The organism is Brevundimonas sp. GW821-FHT10E09 (genome assembly GCF_058809375.1).
Genome location: NZ_JBXASO010000010.1, coordinates 78,615 through 94,046, shown reverse-complemented (window position 1 = coordinate 94,046; position 15,432 = coordinate 78,615). Strand labels below are relative to the sequence as shown.

Annotated in this window: 16 protein-coding genes; 5 read left to right on the top strand and 11 right to left on the bottom strand. The window is 69.6% G+C overall.

Annotation, left to right across the window (positions count from 1 at the left end; genetic code table 11):
* Positions 1-93 precede the first annotated feature (93 nt).
* Positions 94-723: an alpha-ketoglutarate-dependent dioxygenase AlkB gene (locus AC1RSI_RS10965; protein WP_154726351.1), complete on the top strand. Its 630-nt coding sequence runs from the start codon at positions 94-96 to the stop codon at positions 721-723.
* Here the strand turns inward: AC1RSI_RS10965 and AC1RSI_RS10960 are convergent.
* The gene (locus tag AC1RSI_RS10960; protein ID WP_291754104.1) at positions 710-1,519 is read right to left on the bottom strand and encodes a siderophore-interacting protein; all 810 of its coding nucleotides are present in this window, start codon (positions 1,517-1,519) and stop codon (positions 710-712) included. The two genes, AC1RSI_RS10965 and AC1RSI_RS10960, sit on opposite strands and share 14 nt — an antisense overlap.
* Positions 1,516-2,169, bottom strand: coding sequence for a PadR family transcriptional regulator (locus AC1RSI_RS10955; RefSeq protein ID WP_154726349.1), 654 nt, complete (start codon positions 2,167-2,169; stop codon positions 1,516-1,518). The genes AC1RSI_RS10960 and AC1RSI_RS10955 overlap by 4 nt, the downstream gene beginning before the upstream one ends.
* 108 nt (positions 2,170-2,277) lie before the next feature.
* Between AC1RSI_RS10955 and AC1RSI_RS10950 the strand changes: the two genes are divergently transcribed.
* Genes AC1RSI_RS10950 through AC1RSI_RS10940 form a run of 3 tightly spaced genes read left to right on the top strand, consistent with a single transcriptional unit; the run spans position 2,278 to position 4,488 of the window.
* A complete protein-coding gene (locus AC1RSI_RS10950) occupies positions 2,278-3,027 on the top strand; it encodes a dienelactone hydrolase family protein (RefSeq protein ID WP_008262482.1) in 750 nt (249 codons plus the stop codon).
* 56 nt (positions 3,028-3,083) lie between these two features.
* On the top strand, positions 3,084-3,572 hold the full coding sequence (locus AC1RSI_RS10945) for an Rrf2 family transcriptional regulator (protein WP_008264260.1): 489 nt from the start codon (positions 3,084-3,086) through the stop codon (positions 3,570-3,572).
* 4 nt (positions 3,573-3,576) lie between these two features.
* Positions 3,577-4,488 (top strand): NAD(P)/FAD-dependent oxidoreductase, encoded by a 912-nt coding sequence (locus AC1RSI_RS10940; protein WP_008261558.1) that lies wholly within the window; start codon positions 3,577-3,579, stop codon positions 4,486-4,488.
* Here the strand turns inward: AC1RSI_RS10940 and AC1RSI_RS10935 are convergent.
* From AC1RSI_RS10935 to typA, 6 genes are all read right to left on the bottom strand, one after another.
* On the bottom strand, positions 4,485-4,949 hold the full coding sequence (locus AC1RSI_RS10935; RefSeq protein WP_035308044.1) for an OsmC family protein: 465 nt from the start codon (positions 4,947-4,949) through the stop codon (positions 4,485-4,487). The two genes, AC1RSI_RS10940 and AC1RSI_RS10935, sit on opposite strands and share 4 nt — an antisense overlap.
* 14 nt (positions 4,950-4,963) lie before the next feature.
* The gene (locus AC1RSI_RS10930; RefSeq protein WP_035308042.1) at positions 4,964-5,671 is read right to left on the bottom strand and encodes a GNAT family N-acetyltransferase; all 708 of its coding nucleotides are present in this window, start codon (positions 5,669-5,671) and stop codon (positions 4,964-4,966) included.
* 75 nt (positions 5,672-5,746) lie between these two features.
* Complete coding sequence (gene trpS / locus AC1RSI_RS10925; protein ID WP_035308040.1) at positions 5,747-6,787, bottom strand: tryptophan--tRNA ligase; 1,041 nt, start codon at positions 6,785-6,787, stop codon at positions 5,747-5,749.
* A 136-nt stretch (positions 6,788-6,923) separates the two neighbouring features.
* On the bottom strand, positions 6,924-8,519 hold the full coding sequence (gene murJ, locus AC1RSI_RS10920; RefSeq protein ID WP_035308038.1) for a murein biosynthesis integral membrane protein MurJ: 1,596 nt from the start codon (positions 8,517-8,519) through the stop codon (positions 6,924-6,926).
* 36 nt (positions 8,520-8,555) lie between these two features.
* Positions 8,556-11,258, bottom strand: coding sequence for a [protein-PII] uridylyltransferase (glnD, locus tag AC1RSI_RS10915; protein ID WP_008258990.1), 2,703 nt, complete (start codon positions 11,256-11,258; stop codon positions 8,556-8,558).
* 46 nt (positions 11,259-11,304) lie between these two features.
* The gene (typA, locus tag AC1RSI_RS10910) at positions 11,305-13,137 is read right to left on the bottom strand and encodes a translational GTPase TypA (protein ID WP_008260875.1); all 1,833 of its coding nucleotides are present in this window, start codon (positions 13,135-13,137) and stop codon (positions 11,305-11,307) included.
* Between the two features lie 225 nt (positions 13,138-13,362).
* Here typA and AC1RSI_RS10905 point away from each other — a divergent pair, with 225 nt between their 5' ends.
* Positions 13,363-13,668 carry a hypothetical protein gene (locus tag AC1RSI_RS10905; protein WP_154726348.1) on the top strand — a complete coding sequence of 102 codons (306 nt, stop codon included), beginning with the start codon at positions 13,363-13,365 and terminating at the stop codon, positions 13,666-13,668.
* On the opposite strand, the gene AC1RSI_RS10900 is transcribed toward AC1RSI_RS10905, so the two are convergent.
* The 3 genes from AC1RSI_RS10900 to AC1RSI_RS10890 are packed head-to-tail and all read right to left on the bottom strand — an operon-like array spanning position 13,665 to position 15,432.
* Positions 13,665-14,162 carry a GNAT family N-acetyltransferase gene (locus AC1RSI_RS10900; protein WP_035308030.1) on the bottom strand — a complete coding sequence of 166 codons (498 nt, stop codon included), beginning with the start codon at positions 14,160-14,162 and terminating at the stop codon, positions 13,665-13,667. The two genes, AC1RSI_RS10905 and AC1RSI_RS10900, sit on opposite strands and share 4 nt — an antisense overlap.
* On the bottom strand, positions 14,162-14,596 hold the full coding sequence (locus tag AC1RSI_RS10895) for a DUF1178 family protein (RefSeq protein WP_154726347.1): 435 nt from the start codon (positions 14,594-14,596) through the stop codon (positions 14,162-14,164). Before AC1RSI_RS10895 ends, AC1RSI_RS10900 begins: the two co-directional genes overlap by 1 nt.
* On the bottom strand, positions 14,593-15,432 hold the full coding sequence (locus AC1RSI_RS10890) for a carbon-nitrogen hydrolase family protein (RefSeq protein ID WP_492322596.1): 840 nt from the start codon (positions 15,430-15,432) through the stop codon (positions 14,593-14,595). The genes AC1RSI_RS10895 and AC1RSI_RS10890 overlap by 4 nt, the downstream gene beginning before the upstream one ends.

The following is a 15,432-nucleotide window of genomic DNA, read 5'->3' as shown; positions in this document are numbered from 1 at the left end:
AGCTGGCCCCGATATGGGAAAGTCCCATACGGCTGCAAGGGCGTTCTGCGATTCAGCGATGCGGCGGAACCGGTTTTCGCGCAGGATGAGGCCATGTCCGCGATTTTAGAGGTCAAAACCGCCGTTGAAGGCTTTCGCCTGTGGCCGGGGGTCCTGGACGCATCGGCCCAGGCCGATCTGGTCGATGCGGTGTTCACGCGGCTGGAAGCAGCGCCCCTGTACCGGCCGCAGACGCCAGGCGGACGGCCGTTCTCGGTGCGGATGAGCAATTTCGGGCCGCTGGGCTGGGTCTCGGACCGGGGCGGCTATCGCTATCAGGCGACCCACCCGGAGACGGGGCGGGCCTGGCCGGATATTCCGCCGGTGCTGCTGGACCTGTGGGAGGCGACGGTCGGCGGGCCCCGGCGGCCGGACGCCTGTCTGGTCAACCTGTATCGCGAGGGGGCCAAGATGGGCCTGCACCAGGATAAGGACGAGGCCGACCTGGGCGCGCCCGTCCTGTCGGTGTCGCTGGGCGATGCGGCCATGTTCCGCATCGGCGCCGCCGAGGGCGGGCGCACCACGACGCTGCGGCTGGACAGCGGCGACGTCTGCGCCCTGACGGGCCCGGCGCGACTGGCCCGGCACGGGATCGACCGCGTGCTGGAGGGGTCGTCGCGCCTGATCCCCGGCGGCGGGCGGCTGAACCTGACGCTGCGCGCAGCGGGGGTCAGCCTTCGATGACCTCGTGGGCGCCCGGGTCGCCGAGGCGCCAGTAGCCGGCGGCTTTCATCGCCTTGGGCGAGAAGCCAAGTCCTAGCGTCTTTGTCCGCAGGGCCTTGGCCACGGCGGATTCGGCGGCGATCCAGACATAGGCGTCTTTCGGGCTGACCCCGGTCAGGGCCGTGTCGAGCGCCGTCAGCAGGGTCTCGGCCCCGCCACGCGGGGCGCCGTCGCGGACGGCCCAGGTGACGGCGACCTCGGCGGCGCTGTCGAAGGTCCATGTCGAATCCAGGTCCGCGACCTCGACCAACACATGGGCGCGGACGCGGGCGGGCAGTTCCTCCAGACGACGGGCGATGGCCGGCAGGGCGGTCTCGTCGCCGATCAGCACATGGTCGGCGAAGGCCGTGGGGACGATGAACGACCCGCGCGGACCCCCGACGCCCAGGACCGAGCCCACCTTGGCCGCCATGGCCCATTCGGTCGCCGGACCGCCGTGGCCGGTGATGAAATCCAGCGTCAGCCGACGCGCGGCGGCGTCATAGGCGCGGGGCGTGTAGTCGCGCGCCACGGGGCGGGGAGCTGGGAAGACCGGACCCTCCGGCCCCAGCGTCGGCATGACCGGCGCCTGGCCCTCGGCGACCGGGAAGATCTTCACATGGTCGTCGAAGCCCAGGGAGACGAAGCCCTCCAGGTCCGCGCCTTCCAGAACGATGCGGCGATAGGCCGGCGTCAGGTCCTGGACCGAGGTCACGGTCAGGGTGCGGAACTTCAGCTCGTGCCGCACGCGCCGGGGAATGCGCAGGAGGCCGGTCATGCCTGTTCCACCTTGTCGGCGGCCTCGGCCAGGATGGCGGCGATGGCCTGGACCTGGGCCTCGGTCAGGGCGGTCTCGCCCGTCAGACGGTCGTGGATCGTGTGACGCAGGCGGCCGATGGCGTCCTGGATGGCGGTCGGCCGCAGGGCGCGGGCGGCGAACTTGTCCATCGTCGCCTCGGCGGCGCGCAGGATCGCCTCGTTCTCGGCCAGCAGGGCGCGGCCGGCCTCTGTGATCGAATACAGTTTCTTGCCGCCTTCGGTCTGGGACTCCAGCGCGCCCATCTCCTCAAGCAGGGTCAGGCTGGGGTAGATGACGCCGGGGCTGGGCGAATAGGCGCCGCCCAGCCGGGTCTCGACCGCCTTGATCAGCTCGTAGCCGTGGCTGGGCTTCTCAGCGATCAGCGACAGCAGGACCCAGCGCAAGGTGCCGTGGTCGAACAGTCGGCCGCCGCCGCGCCGGCCATGGCCGTGACCACGTCCGCGCGCCTCGCCGCCGTCCCAGCCAGGACCGAAGTCCGCGCCGCGTCCGCCGCGCATCCCGCGCCCGAAGGCGTGGCCGAAACCATGCCCGAAGCCGAAGCCGCCGGGACGACCGTGTTTCTCGCCGCATCCGTTGCTGCGGCCTTGGAAAATCCCCTTGGATCTCATGATTGATTCCTTTTCGATATATCTATTCTCGGGCAGTTAGATATATCTGAATGACGAAATGCGCAAGAGGGGCTGGCGTTCGGGCGAAAGCTGCGGCGTAGATCACGGATGGACGATCTGAAGCGCCGCTGGGCCCGCCTCGAACCCCATCTCACCATTGTCGGGCCCGACGACGACCGGCCCCGGCCGGCGGTGCTGCTGTTCCACGGCTGCGGCGGTCTGCGCGATCACCTGCCCCGGTACGCCGAGGCGGCGAAGGCGGCGGGCTGGCGCGCCTTCATCGTCGATTCCTACGGCCCGCGCGGCTGGGGCCGGGCCTTCACCCTGACGGCGGTCTGCACCGGCCTGGCCTTTCGGGGATACGAGCGGGGCGGCGACGTCCTGGCGGCCATCAAGGGGATTTCGGCCCGGTCCGATGTGGACGCGACCCGGCTGACCCTGGCCGGATGGAGCCACGGCGGCTGGTCGATCATGGAGATGATGAGCGCCGATCCCGCGCCCAACACCCTGGGCGTAGCCGATCCCGGTGCGGCCGACCTGTCGGGCGTTCGGGCCGTCTGGCTGGCCTATCCCTATATCGGCCCGTTCGCATTCAACCGGATGAAGCCCTGGCGGCACTGTCCCAAGGTGCTGGCCGTGACCTGCAGGCGCGACCACCTGACCACGGTGCGCAACGCCGAAATGATCAACGCCATGATCCGCGACTGCGGCGCCGAGGTCGAAAGCTGGGTCGCCGCCGGCACCCACGCCTTCGACGAACCGACCAATAACGGCCCGATGCGCCACGACCCGGACCTGACCGAGGACTCCCTGCGGCGGTTCAGGGCCTTCCTGACGGACGTCGCGCCCCACGTCTGAAATGAATCCCAGCCCCCGTCTTGACGTCGGGCTCATCACGTAACAATTGAAGTTACATGAAAAGAGACTCCCGCCTCTCGAACATCCTTCACGCCCTGCTGCACATGGCAGAGCATGAGGCGCGAACCGGCGCGCCCATGACCTCGGACCAGCTGGCCGTCTGCCTGTCGACAAATCCGGTCGTGGTGCGCCGGACCATGGCGGGCCTGCGCGAACAGGGGCTGGTGGCTTCGGAAAAGGGGCATGGCGGCGGCTGGCGGCTGGCCCGGCCGCTGGACCAGGTGACCCTGGGCCAGGTCAACACGGCTCTGGGCGAGCCCGGCCTGTTTCCCGAAGCCCCGCCGGTCGAGGCCGACGGCTGTCTGGTCGAGGCGGCGGTCAACGACGCCCTGGCCGGAACCTATGCCGCCGCCCGCGCCCTGCTGGTCGCGCGGCTGAACGAGATCACCCTGGCCGATCTGGCGGCGGACTTCGCGCGCCGGATGGCCGAACATCCGAAAAGGGATCTGCTGAATGCCCGTCTCAACGCCCATCGCCCCGAGTGAACCCATGCCGCACGACGCCCTGATCATCGGCGGCTCCTACGCCGGCCTGTCCGCCGCCCAGCAGTTGGTTCGCGCCCGGCGCAGGGTGCTGGTCATCGACGACGGACGCCCCCGCAACCGGTTCGCCGCCCGCGCCCACGGCTTTCTGACCAACGACGGCCGACCGGGAGCCGAGATCGCGGCGACGGCCCGGTCTCAGGTCGCCGCCTATCCCACCGCCGCCTTCCGCATGGCCGAGGCGATCACGATCGAGCGGATCGACGGCGGCTTCTCGGTCGCCTTCGCCGACGGCACGCGGACGCGGGGGCGCCGCCTTCTGCTGTCGCACGGGGTCGAGGATGTGCTGCCCGATATTCCGGGCGTCAAGGAACGCTGGGGCCGCACGGCCCTGCACTGTCCCTGGTGCCACGGCTATGAGATCGGCGGCGGTCCGATCGGGGTGCTGGGGCGGGGCGACCATGCGGTCCAGTACGCCGCCACGGTGGCGGAGTGGGGCCAGGTCACCCTGTTCATGGGGTTGGACGTCGGCCTGTCGCCGGAGGACGCCCATCTGCTGTACCGGCGCGGTGTTACCATCGAGACGACGCCCATCGCCCGGCTGGAGGGCGAGGCGCCGACCTTGACCGGCGCACGACTGACCGACGGCCGTTTCGTGGACCTGAAGGCCATCTTCGTCGGCGCCAGCGTCCGCGTCGCCAGCCCCTTCGCCGAGCGGCTGGGCTGCGAGATGACCGACACGCCGATGGGGCGGGTGATCAAGGTGGACGCCATGCAGGCGACGACCCAGCCGGGCGTGTTCGCCGCCGGCGACCTGGCGCGAGCCGCGTCCAACATCACCCTGGCCACCTCGGACGGCATGATCGCCGCCCACGGCCTGTTCCGCTCGCTGGTCGAGGAGGAGACGGCCCCCGCCTAGCCGATGGTCGCCTCGATGGTGATTTCGGCGCGGACCGAATGGGCCATTTCGCAGTGTTCGTGGGCGGAATGGTGCAGGGCGTCCAGCTCGGCCTGGTCCGGCTTGCGGCCGGAGAAGGCGGTGACCGGGCGAAGGGCGACGCGGGCCAGGTATCTTTGGCCCGCCGCGTTCTTGTCCAGTTCGCCGGAGGCCGCGTCGCGATAGGAATCGACCACCAGACCGGCGTTGGCGGCGAAGGCCAGGAACCACAGCATGTGGCAGCTGGACAGGGAGGCGACCATCGCCTCCTCCGGATCCACCGCCGAGGCGTCCGACAGGGGCACGGGCACGCCGGCGGGCGACGACGACCCGGGGACCACCGCCCCGCCGTCGAAGGTCCAGCTGTGGGCGCGGCTGTAGCGCTTGTCGGTGAAGGGCTGATCGCCCCGCATCCACTCGATGGTCGCCCCGTGCGCGCTCATGGCCCGTCTCCCTGTCAGTCGGCCAGGATCGTATAGACCATCGGCGCCCGAACCTCGAAGCCCAGGGACCGGTAAAAGGCGATGGTCGCCTCATGATCGGCGAAGGCGTGCAGGAAGGCGGCCTCGCCCGAGGCGTGAATTTCGCCGACCACCGCCCGCGAAAGGGCGGCGGCATAGCCCTTTCCCCGGTGGTCGGGGTGGGTGCAGACCCCGCTAAGCTCGGTGAAACCGTCGACCCGCAGCCGCCGCCCGGCCATGGCGACCAGTTCGCCGTCGTGCTTGATCCCGACGAAGGGGCCGAGTTCGCGCGTTCTCGAGCGGAAGGGGCCGGGCCGGGTCAGGGTCGCCAGAGCCAGCATGGCCGGGGCGTCGGCCTCGGTCAGGGTCTCGAAGGCGATGTCGGGCGCCCTGGCCGAGGTCCTGGCCGGAGTCAGGGCGGCGCAGGTCATCTGCACCAGGGCGATGCGGCGATCCACGGGGACCCCGTCCGGCAGGACGTCGGCCATCGGGCCGTCGGAATGCTCGACCATTCCCGCGCCTGGATGGAGACGCGCCAGCGCGGTCAGGCGGGCGCGGCTCTGGGGCGAGGCGTCGGCGGCCGACAGGAAGACCCCGATCTCGGGGTCGATGCGCACGGCGTGGGCGTCGGACTCCGGCGTCGTGAAGGATGACAGGCGGGTGGTCAGGGCGTTCCAGACGGCGCGGTCGAGGGGATGGTTCATGGTCGCGCTTCTAGCCCCGGCGGCGCTGCGGTGGAACCGGTCGCCGCGACGCCGCGTCCGGAAACCGCCAGCGACCTACCCCCGCCAAAAGCCGACGATCGTCTTGACCTCGTCCACCACCGGATCGGCGACCTCGGCGGCGCGGTCGGCGCCGTCCTTCAGCACGCGGTCGATCTCGGCCGGGTCGTCCATCAGGCGGCGCATTTCGGCCGTGACGGGGGCCAGGGAGGCCACCGCCAAGTCGGCCAGGGCCGGTTTGAAGGCGCCGAAGCCCTGGCCGCCGAACTGTGCGATCACCTGTTCACGCGTCAGGCCGGCCAGGGCGGCGTAGATGGCCACCAGGTTCTTGGCCTCGGGCCGGTCGTTCAGCCCGTCCAGGGTTTCCGGCAGGGGTTCGGGATCGGTTTTGGCCTTGCGGATCTTGGACGCGATCGTGTCGGCGTCGTCGGTCAGATTGATGCGGCTGTTGTCGGACGGGTCCGACTTGGACATCTTGGCCGCCCCGTCGCGCAGGGACATGACGCGCGTCGCCGGCCCCTGGATGATCGGCTCGGGCACCGGGAAATAGCCGGGAACGCCGAAGTCGTTGTTGAACTTGGCGGCGATGTCGCGGGTCAGCTCCAGATGCTGTTTCTGGTCCTCGCCGACCGGCACCTCGGTCGCCTTGTACAGCAGGATGTCGGCGGCCTGGAGCACGGGATAGGTGTAGAGGCCGACCGAGGCCCGCTCCTTGTGCTTGCCCGACTTCTCCTTGAACTGGGTCATCCGGTCCAGCCAGCCCAGGCGGGCGACGCAGTTGAAGATCCAGGCCAGTTCGGCGTGGGCGCGCACGGCCGATTGCGGGAAGATGATCGACTTCTTCGGGTCCAGGCCCGAGGCCAGATAGGCGGCGGCGATCTCGCGCGTCTGGGCGGCCAGCTTCTCGGGCTCCTGCCAGACGGTGATGGCGTGCATGTCGGCGACGAAGACGAAGACCGGCGCGCCCTGGTCCTGCAGTTCGACGAACCGCTTCAGGGCGCCGAGATAGTTGCCCAGGTGAAGCGCGCCGGAGGCCTGGATGCCGGACAGGATGCGGCGCGGGCCGGTGTAGAGGGCCGGGGGAGTTTGGTCGGTCATGGATTCGGGTCTCGAAAAGGCAGGGTCAGGCGTGGCGAAGGGTGCGGCGGTTCAGCCGCGCCATCGCCAGGTGGAGATCAGGCCCGAAAGGATCATGGCCCCGCGCTTATCGCCTCGCGGTCCAGCCGTCCAGACCTCAATCCAGGCCGGATACGGGTCCCGCGCCCGGCTCGCGCCGCAACGTCCCCTTGAGCTCCGATAGGGTGACGGCGCGGAACAGCAGAAGACAGACGCCGTAGGCCGCCGCGCCGGCCGCGCAGACGATCAGCACCGCCGCCTCCTTGGCCAGGAACAGGCGGCTGAGAACCGGATAGCCGAGGCTGGCGGCGAACAGCAGGCCCGCCATGATCAGGCTGGCGGCGAAGATGCGCGACAGGCGCGACAGGAAGGCCGCAGACGGCCGCCAGCTGTCCTCGCGGATCAGCGTCCCGGCCAGAAGCGCGACGTTCACCCAGGCGGAAATGCTGGTGGCGATGGCCAGGCCCAGCACCCCGTCCCAGCCCTGCGACCCGAACCAGAAGAACAGGGCCGATCCCAGCACCACGGTCAGGATCACCGAGGTCACGGCGAAGATCATCGGCCTTCGCGTATCCTGACGCGCAAAGAACGGCGGGGTCAGGACCTTGACCAGAACGAAGGCCGGCACGCCCCAGGCGAATTGGCGCAGCACGTCGGCGGTCCGCGCCGCATCGGCCGAGGTGAAGGCGGCGCGCGTCACCGTGGCGTCGATGATGAAGAAGGGAATGACGAACAGAGCCACGCCCGCCGGCAGGGCGAAGGCCAGGGCGAGGCCCAGTCCATCGTCCATCGTCCGCCGTCCGCCCTCGTGGTCGCCCGAGACGAAGGCGCGCGTCAGGCGGGGCACCAGAGCGAGGCCCAACGCCACCCCGACCAGGCCCAGCGGCAGCTGGTACAGCCGGTCGGCGTTGTACAGCACCGACCGCGCCCCTTCGTTCGATCCGGCCAGAAACTGGCTGACCAGGGAGTTGATCTGGAAGGCGCCCCCGGCCAGCACGCCGGGAATGGCCAGGGCCAGCGTCTTTCTGACCCCGGTCGTCAGGCGCGGCCACGACAGGCTGATCCCCACCCCGAGACGTCGCACGCCCCACCACAGCAGCGCCGCCTGGATAACCCCGGACACGGTCACCGCCGCGCTGACGGCGATCAGGATCTGGGGCTGGGCCATCGGCACGACGCTGGGGGCCATCAGCGGGACCAGGGTGCACAGGTTCAGGAACACCGGCACGCCCGCCGACAGGGCGAACCGGCCCCCGGTGTTCAGCACGCCCGACAGCAGCGACGCTATGGTCATGCAGGCCAGATACGGCATGGTCAGCTGCGCCGCCGTCACTGCGGCGTGCATCACCGCGTCGTCGTCGCGCCAGGCCGACAGCAGCCACGGCATGATCCACGGCATGGCGACCTGCAACAGGATGCAGAAGGCCGCCACCACGGCGAAGATGAAGCTCAGCGCCTCTGACGCCGTGACGGCCGCCGCCGCCTCCCCTTCGCGCGCCCGCACGCCGCCGTAGATCGGCACGAAGGCCTGGGCGAAGGCGCCCTCGGCGAACAGGCGGCGGAACATGTTGGGCAGCATCAGCGCGGTGGTGAAGGCGTCCATCATCGGGCCCTGACCGAACCGCGCCGACAGGAACAGGTCGCGGGCGAAACCCAGTATGCGGCTTCCCAGGGTCAAGGTGGCTTGCACCAGGGTGTTGCGGGCGAGACTCATGCGGACATTCGGCGAGGAGCGACGGATGGTCTTCGCTTAGCGCGCTTCCGACGGCGGCGATACGGGCTTGGCGCGGGTCCGGCGGCCCAGGTCCGAGACGTCGCGCGCGCTGGCCCTGGCCGAGGCGACCTTGCGGCCCTCGGGGGCCGGGGCGCGGCTGTCCAGCACGGCCTCCAGGGCGGTGCGCAGCTCGGCGATCCGCTGTTCGGACGTGATCTTGCGCCCCTTGCCATCGACCACATAGAAGCTGTCCACCGCCCGTTCGCCATAGCTGGCGACATGGGCCGAGCGGATGTTCAGTCCCTCGTCGCTGAAGACCCGCGAAAGCGCCGCCAGCAGGCCCGGACGGTCGGCCCCCGAAACCTCGACCACCGTGGCCGTCTCGCTGGCGTGGTGATCGACCATGACCACGGGCCGGACCTCGAAGGCGGCCTTTCTGGCGTTGCCGGCGGGGGCGGGCGCCTTGCTGATGCGGCCCTCGCCGCGCGCCGCCTTCTCCAGGGCGTCCACCAGGGCCTTGAGCCGGCGCGGTTCAGCCTGGCCGTAAGGCAGGCCCGCCCCGTCCTGAACCCGGAAGACGTCCAGGACCACGCCCTCGCTGGTCGTCGCCACCCGGGCGTCGGTGACGTCGGCGCCCAGGGCGGCCATGGTCTGGGCCAGGTCGGCGAACAGGCCGGGCCGGTCGGCGGCGGCGATGGAGATCTCCGTGGCCTGGACCGGCAGGCCCTCGACCGGGGTCAGGGGCGCGGCCTGGGCGGCGGCGCCGGTCTGGCGGGCCCGCTGCACCAGGGCCGGATGGGCCGCCAGCGGATCCTCGCGCGCCACGTCCTCGCCGCGGAACAGGGCGGCGACCTGATCATAGAGGGTGCGCATCAGCTGCCCCTTCCAGCCGTTCCAGACGCCCGGCCCCACGGCGCGGATGTCGGCCACGGTCAGGACCAGCAGCATCCGCAGCCGTTCGGGGTCGCCGACCAGTTCGGCGAAGGCGCGGATGGTGGCCGGATCGGACAGGTCGCGCTTCTGGGCGTAGTCCGACAGGGCCAGGTGGCTGCGCACCAGCCAGACCACCAGTTCGATGCGGCGCGGATCGACGCCCAGGCGTTCGCAGGCCCGGCGCGCGGCGATGGCCCCGTCCTCCAGCTGGCCCCGCTCGCCGCCCTTGCCGACGTCGTGCAGCAGCATGCCCAGCATCAGGGCCTCCATGTCCGAGATCAGATGCACGATCTCGGTCGCCATCGGATGGTCGGCCTTCAGCTTGCCGCGGGCGATGTCGTTGATGATGCCGATGGCCTGGAGCGTGTGCTCATCCACCGTATAGGCGTGGTACATGTTGAACTGGGTCTGGCCGACGATCCGCCCCCATTCGGGCAGGAACCGGCCCAGCAGGCCCGTCTCGTTCATGATGGTCAGGGTGCGATAGGGCCGCTGTCCGTGCGTCAGGACGTTCAGGAAGGCGCGCGTCGCCTCCGGATCGCGACGCAGCCTGGGTGTCACCAGCGACAGGGACCGGCTGACGGCCGAGAAGGCGTCGGGGTGCAGGTCCAGGTCGTGGCGGTCGGCGCAGACGAACAGGGTCAGCAGCTTGACCGGATCGGCGGTGAAGACCTCGGGGCCCTCGACCGATAGACGCCCCTGATCGACCCAGAAGCCCTCGACCTCCAGCTTGCGGCGGTTGGGCCGGAACGGGGTCATCAGGCGCGACAGGCCCTGGGTGGGCTTCTGGTGGCGGGCCTCCAGCTTGGCCGACATGGCGCGGGTCAGGGCTCCGACGTCGCGGGCGACCAGGAAATAGCGGCGCATGAACCGTTCCACCGCCGGCTCGTCGCCACGCCCGCGCCACCCCATCCGCCGGGCCACCTCGGGCTGCATGTCGAAGGTCAGCTTCTCCTCGGCCCGCCCCGCGACCAGATGCAGATGGATCCGCACCCGCCACAGAAAATCGAAGGCCTCGTCCGAGGTGCGGCGTTCGCGCGGGGTGAACATCTCGTCCATCACCGTCGCGCCCAGCCGGCTTTCCGGCGCCAGGGAGCGGGCGATCCAGTACAGGGTGTTCAGGTCGCGCAGCCCCCCCTTGCCGTCCTTGACGTTGGGCTCGACCTTGTAGCGGGTCACGCCCGCCTTCTGGTGACGGAGGGCGCGCTCCTCCAGTTTTGCGGCGATGAAGGGGCGGGGGTCGGACTTGGCCACCATGTCGCGGAAACGGCCGATCATCAGGTCCGAAAGCCGGGCGTCCCCGGCCAGCGGCCGGGCCTCCAGCAAGGCGGTGCGCACCGTCATGTCGGTGCGCGACAGGGCCAGACAGTCTTCGACCGACCGCACCGAAGGCCCCACCTTCGCCCCCAGATCCCACAGGACATAGAGGATGAACTCGATCACCCGCTCGCCGCGCGGCGTCGGCTTGCCGGGCCGCAGGAACAGCAGGTCCAGGTCGGAATAGGGCGCCAGGACGCCGCGGCCGTAACCGCCCACCGCCACCAGCGACAGGCGTTCGCATTCCACGGGCGATACGGGATGAAGGGTCTGGGTCGCCACCCGCCACAGGGCCGCCAGCATGTCGTCGGCGGCCGTGGCGTACAGGCGGGCGACCTCGCGCCCGTTCAGCCCCCCGTCCAGCTTGCGTTCGGCGCGGGCGCGGGCGGCGTCGTAACTGTCCCTCAGAACGGACGCGACCGCCGCGCGCGGATCTCCCGCGCGGGCGGCCTCGTCAAGGCGGTCATCCAGACTGGGCGAAGCGGTCATGTCAGCCACCTATAGGCCGCATCCCCCCTCGCGTCAGTGGAGGATATTACTCCGGGCGAACGCGCTTCTTGCGGAACGACGGGTTCAGCGTCTGCTTGCGCAGGCGGATGGACTTCGGCGTCACCTCGACCAGTTCGTCGTCGTCGATATAGGCGATGGCCTGTTCCAGCGACATCTGGCGCGGCGGGGTCAGGCGCACGGCCTCGTCCTTGCCGGAGGCGCGGACGTTGGTCAGTTGCTTGCCCTTGATCGGGTTGACGTCCAGGTCGTCCCAGCGCGCGTTCTCGCCGATGATCATGCCCTGATAGGTCTTTTCGCCGGCGCCGACGAACATGACGCCGCGATCTTCCAGGTTCCACAGGGCGAAGGCCGCCGTGTCGCCGTCCGAGTTCGAGATCAGCACGCCCTTCAGACGGCCGGCGATCGCGCCCTTGTATTCTTCGTAGTGGCTGAAGACCCGGTTCAGCACGCCCGAACCGCGCGTGTCGGTCAGGAACTCGCCCTGATAGCCGATCAGCGAGCGCGACGGGCATTTCAGGCTGATGCGGGTCTTGCCGGCGCCCGACGGACCCATGTCGGTCATTTCGGCCTTACGGGCCGACAGCTTCTCGATGACGATGCCCGAAAACTCGTCGTCCACGTCGATCATGACGTCTTCGATGGGCTCCATCTTCTCGCCGTTGGGGCCTTCCTGGAAGACCACGCGCGGACGCGAGATCGAGACCTCGAAGCCTTCGCGACGCATGTTTTCGATCAGAACGCCCAGCTGGAGTTCGCCACGGCCGGCCACTTCATAGGCGTCGCCGCCTTCGGTGGTGGTGACGCGGATGGCGACGTTGGCTTCGGCTTCCTTCAGCAGACGGTCGCGGATGACGCGCGACTGAACCTTGTCGCCTTCGCGGCCGGCCAGCGGGCTGTCGTTGACCGAGACGGTCATGGAGATGGTCGGCGGATCGATGGGTTGAGCGGGAAGCGCGTCGACGACTTCCATGGCGCACAGGGTGTCGGCCACGGTCGCCTTGGACATGCCGGCGATGGCGACGATGTCGCCCGCTTCCGAACCCTCGTCCAGAGCCTGACGCTTCAGGCCGCGGAAGGCCAGGACCTTGGTGATGCGGCCGCGTTCGATTTCCTTGCCTTCGCGGTCCAGGGCGTGGATCGCCATGCCGGGGATCGCCTTGCCGCTCTCGATGCGGCCGGTCAGGATCCGGCCCAGGAAGGGGTCGGACTCGATCAGCACGTTCAGCATCTGGAACGGCTTGTCCTTGTTCTCCTGAACCTTCGGCGGCGGAACGTGGTCGACGATCAGGTCGAACAGCGGGGCCAGGTTGTCGTTGGGCTGGTTCAGATCCATCGTCGCCCAGCCGTTACGGCCCGAGGCGTAGATGTGCGGGAAGTCCAGCTGCTCGTCCGTCGCGCCGATGGCGGCGAACAGGTCGAAGGTCTCGTTGTGGACGCGGTCCGGATCGGCGTGGGCGCGGTCGACCTTGTTGATGCACAGGATCGGACGCAGGCCCATCTTCAGGGCCTTGGTCAGGACGAACTTGGTCTGGGGCATGACGCCCTCTTCGGCGTCAACCAGGATGACGCAGCCGTCCACCATGCCGAGGATGCGCTCGACCTCGCCGCCGAAGTCGGCGTGGCCGGGGGTGTCGATGATGTTGATGCGGGTTTCGCCGGCCTTGCCGTTCCAGAGCACCGAGGTGCACTTGGCCAGGATGGTGATGCCGCGTTCCTTTTCCTGGTCGTTCGAGTCCATGGCGCGCTCTGTCGTCGCCTCATTGGCTCGGAAGACGCCGGACTGGGCCAGCAGTTGGTCCACCAGGGTCGTCTTCCCGTGGTCGACGTGGGCGATGATGGCGACGTTGCGCAGGTTCATTTGATAATCGCGAAAAGGCGCGGCCGGGATGCAGGCGGCCGCTGGTCATGAAAAGGCATGCAGGGAGCGCGCGCCTCTTACAGGCATGTGGACGGAAAGACCAGAGCAGGCGTTCAGACGCCCGTCGCCGCCTTACCGATATTTCATTCCCGCCGCCGCATCCGCAGGGGGTGGCGGCCCCCTCTACTCCCGTGACGGCATGACCGTTCGGGAATGGAGAAGACGATGTCGGCCTTGATGGGAATGATGATGGCGGGTCTGCTGGCGACAGGGATTGCGCCGGATATGCGGGTGGACGCCGGCGATCTCGCCATGGCCCGCCCGGGCGACGCTGCGGTCCTGGCTGAGCGTATTCAGGCGGCGAGCCGAAGCTGGTGCGCCCGCTATCGCAGCCTTCTGACGCCGAACGACGTGGGCATGCCCAGCGTCTGCGAGCATGAGATGAAGCGTCGCGCCTTCTATCAGCTGCCCCGGGCCCAGCGTCGTCTCTTCGTACAGGCAGGGGGACGGCGAACCCTGAACCGGCCCTAGAGGCGGCGGATCATGTAGCGGGCGTCGGCGCCATAGCTGGCCAGCTTGGCCGCCATGCCCGGCGCCGCGTGTTCTGCAAACCCGTGGCGACGCCAGAAATTCACGGCGTCGTTGACGGCGACCAGGGCTATGGCGGGCCAGCCGTCCCCGGCCGCCTGTTCCGCCAGCCGCTCGACGATGGCCCCGGTAACCCCGCCGCCGCGCGCCTGGGGGTGCAGGGCCAGGTCGTGCAGATAGATCAGGGCCGGTTCCGCCGGCAGGCCCTCGATCACCGTATTCAGCGGCGGCGCATTGTCGGCCCGCCACGGATAGGCGATCAGATAGCCTTTCGCCGCAGCCTCGCCGTCCGCCAGCACGAAACAGCCGCGCGGATAAAGCGCCAGCCGGTTCTGGAAACAGGCCCGGTCTTCGAAATGGTCCGGGAAGGACAGGCGGGCGACCTCGACCACGGCGTCGATGTCGGCCGGCCGCATGGGCCGCCATTGCAGGGTCATCAGTTCACCTTGGACGGATCCGGGGGGGCGTCAGGCAGGGCCGAGACGGGCACGCCGTCCTCCTTCAGCTTCTTGACCTCGGCGGGGGTGGCCTCGCCGTAGATTTCGCGCTTCTCGGACCGGCCTTCATGGATGTCGCGGGCTTCGCGGGCGAAGGCGTCGCCGACATAGTCGAAGTTGGCCTCGACGTGGGCGCGGACTTCCCGGGCGGCGGCCATCATGACGGTCTGCATCCTGACGGCCATGTCCGAGGCCGGATCGGCCCGGCGTGCGCCGCCGACGGCGGGGGCCATCACGGCCTTCTCCACCCTGTTGGAGCCGCAGAACGGGCATTCCACCAGGCCGCGCGCGGCCTGGTCGTCATAGTCGGCCGAAGAGCCGAACCAGGCCTCGAACCCATGGGTCTGGTCGCATTTCAGGGCGTATCGGATCATTGGGCGGGCTGGAAGTCGCGGTCATGGGTCAGGGCGGGCACCGCCGCGCGGGCCTTGGCCACCGCCTCCATGTCCAGTTTCGCCGCCAGTATGCAAGGGTGGTCGTGATCCGCCCGGGCCAGGATCTCGCCCCAGGGTCCGACCACGGTCGACCGGCCCCAGGTGCGACGCCCGTCCTCATGCAGGCCGCCCTGGGCCGGGGCCAGGACGAAGGCGCCGGTCTCGATGGCCCGGGCGCGCAACAGGGTCTCCCAGTGCGTCTGGCCCGTCGGCGCCGTGAAGGCGGCCGGGACTGCGATCATCGCCGCTCCGGCCTTGGCCAGGTGACGATACAGGTAAGGAAAGCGGATATCATAGCAGATGCTCAGGCCCAGCCGACCCCAGGGGGTGTCGGCGACCGCCGCCGCATCGCCGGGCCGCACCGTCGCGCTTTCGCGGTAGCGCTCGCCGTTCGGCAGATCGACGTCGAAGACATGCAGCTTGTCATAGCGGGCGACGATCCCGCCGGCCGCGTCGATCAGCAGCGACCGGTTGCCGGCGCGGCTGTCGCCGACATGGCCGGAGCGGACGATGGCCGAGCCGATCAGCAGCCAGACGCCCAGCTCCGCCGCCAGACGACGCAGGCCTAGGACGACGAGGTCGGCGTCCTCGTCCGTGACGACGGCGTCGCGGCGGTCGCGGCGCTGCTCCAGGACATTGGTCCCTTCGGGCGTCAGGATGAATTTCGCCCCGCCGGCCGCCGCCTCGCGGACCAGGGGCTCGACATGGGCCAGGGCCGCGGGCGCCGTCGCCGGCGTGCGGGTCTGGATCAGGGCGATGTCGAGCCCGCGGCTCAT